Source organism: Scandinavium sp. (assembly GCF_051650185.1).
In the GTDB taxonomy this organism is placed as follows: Bacteria; Pseudomonadota; Gammaproteobacteria; order Enterobacterales; family Enterobacteriaceae; genus Scandinavium.
In genome coordinates, this window is sequence record NZ_JBOFIN010000067.1 from 1 (window position 1) to 5915 (window position 5915).

The 5915-nt window shown below is 54.2% G+C and carries 7 protein-coding genes; 3 read left to right on the forward strand and 4 right to left on the reverse strand.

Annotation, left to right across the window (positions count from 1 at the left end):
• Positions 1–131, forward strand: a 131-nt coding sequence (locus ACRCWW_RS08445) for a cold shock domain-containing protein (RefSeq protein ID WP_438682014.1), incomplete at its 5' end; no start/stop codon positions are given.
• A gap of 56 nt (positions 132–187) precedes the next feature.
• Here the strand turns inward: ACRCWW_RS08445 and crcB are convergent.
• The gene (crcB, locus tag ACRCWW_RS08450; RefSeq protein ID WP_438682010.1) at positions 188–565 is read right to left on the reverse strand and encodes a fluoride efflux transporter CrcB; all 378 of its coding nucleotides are present in this window, start codon (positions 563–565) and stop codon (positions 188–190) included.
• 87 nt (positions 566–652) lie between these two features.
• Between crcB and ACRCWW_RS08455 the strand changes: the two genes are divergently transcribed.
• Both ACRCWW_RS08455 and tatE read left to right on the forward strand, forming a co-directional pair.
• Positions 653–1441: a deaminated glutathione amidase gene (locus ACRCWW_RS08455; protein WP_438682011.1), complete on the forward strand. Its 789-nt coding sequence runs from the start codon at positions 653–655 to the stop codon at positions 1439–1441.
• Between the two features lie 127 nt (positions 1442–1568).
• Positions 1569–1772, forward strand: a complete 204-nt coding sequence (gene tatE, locus ACRCWW_RS08460; RefSeq protein ID WP_330984499.1) for a twin-arginine translocase subunit TatE — start codon at positions 1569–1571, stop codon at positions 1770–1772.
• Between the two features lie 116 nt (positions 1773–1888).
• Here tatE and ACRCWW_RS08465 read toward each other — a convergent pair whose 3' ends face one another.
• From ACRCWW_RS08465 to lipA, 3 genes are all read right to left on the reverse strand, one after another.
• Entirely contained in the window at positions 1889–3247 is a 1359-nt protein-coding gene (locus ACRCWW_RS08465) for an 8-oxoguanine deaminase (protein ID WP_438682012.1), read from the reverse strand.
• Between the two features lie 81 nt (positions 3248–3328).
• Entirely contained in the window at positions 3329–4699 is a 1371-nt protein-coding gene (locus ACRCWW_RS08470; protein ID WP_438682013.1) for a uracil-xanthine permease family protein, read from the reverse strand.
• A gap of 239 nt (positions 4700–4938) precedes the next feature.
• Complete coding sequence (gene lipA / locus ACRCWW_RS08475) at positions 4939–5904, reverse strand: lipoyl synthase (RefSeq protein ID WP_438682015.1); 966 nt, start codon at positions 5902–5904, stop codon at positions 4939–4941.
• Positions 5905–5915: the final 11 nt, after the last annotated feature.

Below are 5915 nucleotides of genomic sequence, written 5' to 3' on the forward strand. Positions count from 1 at the left end.
AAGATGTATTCGTACACTTCTCTGCAATCCAGTCCAACGGTTTCAAAACTCTGGCTGAAGGTCAGCGTGTAGAGTTCGAAATCACTAACGGTGCCAAAGGCCCATCTGCTGCAAACGTAATGCCTATCTAAGCATTTCGACAGTAGAGTACAAAACCCGCTTAAGGCGGGTTTTTTTTGTGCTAAATTCAGCGCGCCGCGGAAAAAATCCAGAATGCCATCGCCGTCATGGCGAAAGAACCCAGCATGTTGACGGCCACGTTCAGCAGCGCCCAGCCACATCGCCCATCCTGAAGTAAAATCACCACTTCTGCCGAAAAGGTCGAAAACGTCGTTAACCCGCCACAAAAGCCGGTTGTGATAAGCAGCTTCCACATTGGGTCGATATGCGTCATCCGGTTAAACCACGCGAGCCCGGCTCCAATGATAAAAGCACCCAGTAGGTTTGCGGTTAGCGTGCCCACGGGAATGGCATGATGCATTGGGTTAAACCGCATCCCTAACATCCAGCGAGCCACGCTGCCGGTTCCTCCACCAATAAAAACGGCTAAAAGTAGTTGTAACACTGCCAATTCCTGCTATTTGAATAGTGAAAGAAATATCTTAGCGCCGGACATCGCTGATGGCTATGGTTAGAGACAACAGGAGAAGCTATGCGCGTTGCTGCAGGACAATTTGCCGTCACCCCTGACTGGGAGACGAATGCTCAAACTTGCGTGACCTTGATGCAGGAGGCTGCGGCCAATGCTGCGGCTCTGCTGGTGCTACCTGAGGCGTTACTGGCTCGTGATGATAATGACCCGGATAGGTCGGTCAAATCGGCTCAGTCGCTTGATGGGGGCTTCCTGCGGCAATTGCTTGAGGAGAGCCACCGTAATGACTTAACCACTATCCTGACGATCCACGTTCCAACGAGCGAAGGAAGAGCGGCTAATACGCTTGTGGCGCTAAGGCACGGTGAGATAGTGGCACAGTATCAGAAGCTGCATCTGTACGACGCATTCCGAGTTCAGGAGTCAAAACGCGTCGATGCAGGCTCCACGTTGCCCGCGTTGATTGATATTGGCGGAATGAAAGTTGGGCTGATGAGCTGCTACGATTTGCGCTTCCCCGAGCTGGCACTGGCGCTGGCGTTGAATGGTGCGGAGATCATCGTGCTGCCGACAGCCTGGGTTCGCGGGCCGCTAAAAGAGCATCACTGGGCCTCCTTGCTGGCAGCAAGAGCGCTGGATACCACTTGCTACTTCGTCGCGGCAGGCGAGTGCGGCAATAAAAATATCGGTCAGAGCAAAATCATTGATCCGTTGGGCGTGACGCTTGCGGGCGCTGGAAGCTCACCGCAAATGATCTATGCTGAGCTGAGCAAGGAAGCATTACAGGACATTCGGTCGCAATTGCCGGTGTTAAACAACCGTCGCTTTGCGCCACCGCAAATTATGTGATGTTTTTTTAATCAATGCTTGATTCACCTTGTTACAGATTGCTATTGTGTGCCGTCGCGAAATGACCGTTAATTAGCTACGGTTTTGATGGCGCGTTTTGTAGCCTGTTTTAATGAAGAAGGTATCTATGGGTGAGATTAGTATTACCAAGCTGCTGGTGGTTGCCGCACTGATCGTGCTGGTGTTCGGTACCAAAAAACTGCGTACCCTCGGCGGTGACCTGGGGTCAGCGATCAAAGGCTTTAAGAAAGCCATGAACGACGATGACACCACGGCGAAAAAGAGCGCGGAAGATGACGTTCCAGCGGAAAAACTCTCTCATAAAGAGTAAGGCGCGTTTCAAAACGACCCGTAGCATATCAAGCCTGCCCGTCGTTTTTCTGTCGTCGTAGAGTGATTCAGAGAGGCCACAACACACCCCGTTGCGGCCTCTTGTGTTTTTGTCTGTCAGAAAGTTGCAACCAACTGTTTCGCCGCTTGCCGATGCCGGGCAATCAGTGCTTGCGTGTCCAGCCCGTTAATCTCGCCATCGACAACCCGCCATTCGCCTCCAACCATGACTCGGTCAGCACGTTCTGCGCCGCAAAGAATCAATGCGGACAGGGGATCGTGGCTGCCGCTGAAGCGCAATTCATCCAGACGAAACAGGGCTATATCTGCCTGTTTACCCGGACGGATCTCACCGAGATCGTGACGACCCAGAATCTGTGCCGAACCTCGCGTTGCCCAGTTCAGGACTTTCTGCGGAGTGACCTGTCTGGCACCATAGCGCAGGCGTTGCAGGTAAAGTGCCTGGCGGGTTTCGAACATCAGGCTGGAGGCGTCGTTTGATGCCGAACCGTCAACACCGAGCCCAATAATGGCCCCAGCCGCTTCAAGATCCAGTGTAGGGCAGATCCCTGAGGCCAGGCGCATATTGGAAACAGGGCAGTGGCAAATGCCGACCTGGGCTTTCCCAAGCCGCCGAATTTCATCGTCGTTAAAATGGATACCGTGCGCCAGCCAGGTGCGCTCAGTGAGCCAACCGACTTTCTCCAGATAGTCGACGGTACGCAGGCCAAAGCGTTGTAAGCAAAAGGCCTCTTCATCGAGGGTTTCCGCTAAATGCGTATGCAACCGAACATCTTCCGTTTCTGCGAGCCTCGCGCTCTCTTGCATGATTTCTTCGGTAACGGAAAAAGGTGAACAGGGCGCGAGGGCTATCTGAATCCGGGCTCCTTCACCACGTTGGTGATAGCGACGGATCAGCCGCAGACTGTCTTCCAGAATCACTTCACCGAGTTGCACCGTGTGCTGAGGGGGCAATCCGCCCTCATTTTCGCCCAGACTCATCGAGCCGCGAGTCAGCATAGCCCTCATCCCCAGCCTGTTCACTACGTCGACCTGGATATCAATCGCGTTCTCCATGCCCTGAGGGAAAAGATAGTGGTGGTCGCTGGTGGTGGTGCAACCGGACAACAGCAGTTCTGCCATGGCAACCTGGCTTGCCAGATGCAGCGCTTCGGGGGTGAGTTTTGCCCAGACCGGGTAGAGTGTTTTCAACCAGGGGAACAAAGGTTCGTTGACGACCGGTGCCCAGGCGCGTGTCAGCGTCTGGTAGAAGTGGTGATGTGTATTAATCAGACCAGGCAGAACCACATGTTCACGGGCGTCAAAAATACTTTCACAGGGTTTGTCAGGTGTTTCACCTGATGACAGTACGGCACTGATTTTGCCGTTTTCAATGACGATGCCACCCCGGGCATCAATGTCGTCCGGGGTGAAAATCGCCTGCGGGTTTTTGATCCAGACACGGCTAGCGCACATCGCTAACTCCTCCTGTTGATAAATGAGAGAGCCAGCTCAGTTATGCCCTGTCTGCTGATCCAGGGGCGCACAGGGCGCAGATTACTTCTCGATAACGGCACCTGTCGCCAGCGCATTGTCGGAACGTTCATCCGGCAAAATCAGATTGAGCAGCATGGCCATCAACCCGCCGCTGGTGATAGCCGAACCAAACAGACTTTTGCAGACGGCCGGTAAATAGCTCAAAAACTCAGGTTCTGCTTCCACGCCCAGACCTATGCCGAATGAAACGGCGATAATCAGCATGTCGCGGCGCGTGAGCGGTGATTGAGTCATGATTCGAATCCCTGCGGCCAGAACACTGCCAAACATCACCAGCGTCGCGCCACCTAAAACGGGGGCAGGGATCTGCTGTACCACGGCACCAAATATAGGAAATAACCCCAGTACGGCCAGCAAAGCGCCAATCCAAATCCCAACGTGACGGCTGGCAACCCCGGTCATCTGTATCACGCCGTTATTCTGTGCAAACGTGGTACTTGGTAAGGCAGAAAAGACCGCAGCCAGAATACAGCTGACGCCATCTGCGAGAATGCCGCCTTTCAGGCGAGTGATATAACTCTTACCTTCAATGGGCTGGCGCGACAGCAGGCAGTTTGCAGTGAGATCGCCAACGGCCTCCAGAATGCTGATGAGCGAAATCAGGGCCAGCGGCAGAAAGAGGGTGTAATCGAAATCAAAGCCAAAGCGGAAAGGCTGCGGGACGGCAATCCACGGCTGATTGAACGGTTGCCAGGTTAGCTTCCCGCTGAGCGCGGCAGCGAGGCAACCGATAGCAATCCCGAGGATCACCGCACCCAGACGCAGCCAGCGATTGCGAGCGCGACTAAACAGCACGATCGTGCCCAGCGTCAGCAGACCCAGCATCAGGTTCCCCGGCGCACCGAAGTCTTTGACGTTGTGACCACCGCCCCAGTCCGTGATACTGACTTTTATCAGGCTGATGCCAATCAGGCAGACGACAGTGCCGCTGACCAGTGGCGTAATGACGCGGCGCAACTGTCCCAAAAAGCGGCTGACGACCACGGGAATAAAGGCGGCGACCAGCGTCAGGCCGAAAATCATCGCCATGATTTGCTCTGGCCCACCCCCTTTGCTTTTGACGCTAAATCCTGCGGCCAGAATGACGCTCAAAAAAGCAAAACTGGTGCCTTGCAAACAGATCATTCCAGCACCGATGCCATAGAAACGGCGAGCCTGGAGAAATGTGCCGATACCCGAGACAATCAACGACATGCTGATAAGCCACGGTAAGTAAGCGTTCAGGCCGAGGACGGAGCCAACGATAAGCGGTGGCGTAATGATACCCACCAGGCTTGCCAGCACGTGCTGAAGCGCCGTCAAAAAAGCCGGAAGCGGGCCAGGTTTTTCTTCAAGACCGTAAAGCAGATCGCCAGAATCAGTTGCAGACATTGTTGTGCTCCTTCAGTGCGGGATAGCTGAAGTAATGCATGAAACGATCCAGAATTGCATTGCCAATGTGAAAACGGCGAAATCGTGCGGACAGCCTGACAGAAAGGGGAGTGAGGGAGTGAACCAAAAGTTTCAGGCTGATTATTCATGCACCTGAATGGTGCCCGAAATTTGTTAGGGCGCACTATAAAGAAAAGGCCGTCACGCTACCGCGACGGCCTTTTTAAAGCATGAAGTCGTTATTTGACTTCCATACCTTTCGCCTGCAAATCGGCGTGGTAGGAAGAACGAACAAATGGGCCGCACGCCGCATGGGTAAAGCCCATCGCCAGCGCTTCCGCTTTCATCTCTTCAAACTCATCAGGGCTAACATAACGCTGTACCGGCAGGTGATGACGGCTTGGCTGCAGGTACTGGCCCAGCGTCAGCATGGTCACGCCGTGGCGGCGCAGGTCACGCATAACCTCAATGATTTCAGCGTTGGTTTCGCCCAGTCCGACCATCAGGCCAGATTTCGTTGGGATTTCCGGGTGCGCTTCTTTGAAGCGCTCAAGCAGCTTCAGAGACCAGTTATAGTCGGCACCAGGACGAACCTGACGGTAGATACGCGGTACGTTTTCCAGGTTGTGGTTAAACACGTCTGGCGGCGTCGCGGTGAGGATCTCCAGCGCGCGATCCATACGGCCACGGAAGTCAGGTACCAGCGTTTCGATTTTAATGCTTGGGTTCTTTTCGCGAATGGCAGAAATACAGTCAGCAAAGTGCTGAGCGCCGCCGTCACGAAGGTCATCGCGGTCTACTGAAGTGATAACCACATAGCGCAGGGCCATGTCAGCAATAGTCTGTGCCAGTTTCTGCGGCTCATTGGCATCAGGTGCAACCGGGCGGCCGTGTGCCACGTCGCAGAACGGGCAGCGACGAGTACAGATGGCACCCAGGATCATGAAGGTTGCCGTGCCGTGGTTAAAACACTCAGCAAGGTTAGGGCAGGAGGCCTCTTCGCACACGGAGTGCAGGCCGTTTTTGCGCATTGCGGCTTTAATACCCTGAATTCGGGTGGAGTCAGCCGGAAGTTTGATTTTCATCCATTCCGGTTTTCTCAGCAGAGCTTCTCGCTCGGTAGCCACGTTTTTAACCGGGATAAGGGCCATTTTATCGGCATCGCGGTACTTAACACCGCGTTCCATCACAATGGGTTTACTCATAGCGTGCGTGT

Bases quoted from the DNA above. Each gene is read 5' to 3' on its own strand.
- ACRCWW_RS08465 (WP_438682012.1), bottom strand. From the start codon at position 3,247: ATGTGCGCTAGCCGTGTCTGGATCAAAAACCCGCAGGCGATTTTCACC.
- ACRCWW_RS08470 (WP_438682013.1), bottom strand. From the start codon at position 4,699: ATGTCTGCAACTGATTCTGGCGATCTGCTTTACGGTCTTGAAGAAAAA.
- ACRCWW_RS08455 (WP_438682011.1), top strand. From the start codon at position 653: ATGCGCGTTGCTGCAGGACAATTTGCCGTCACCCCTGACTGGGAGACG.
- lipA (WP_438682015.1), bottom strand. From the start codon at position 5,904: ATGAGTAAACCCATTGTGATGGAACGCGGTGTTAAGTACCGCGATGCC.
- tatE (WP_330984499.1), top strand. From the start codon at position 1,569: ATGGGTGAGATTAGTATTACCAAGCTGCTGGTGGTTGCCGCACTGATC.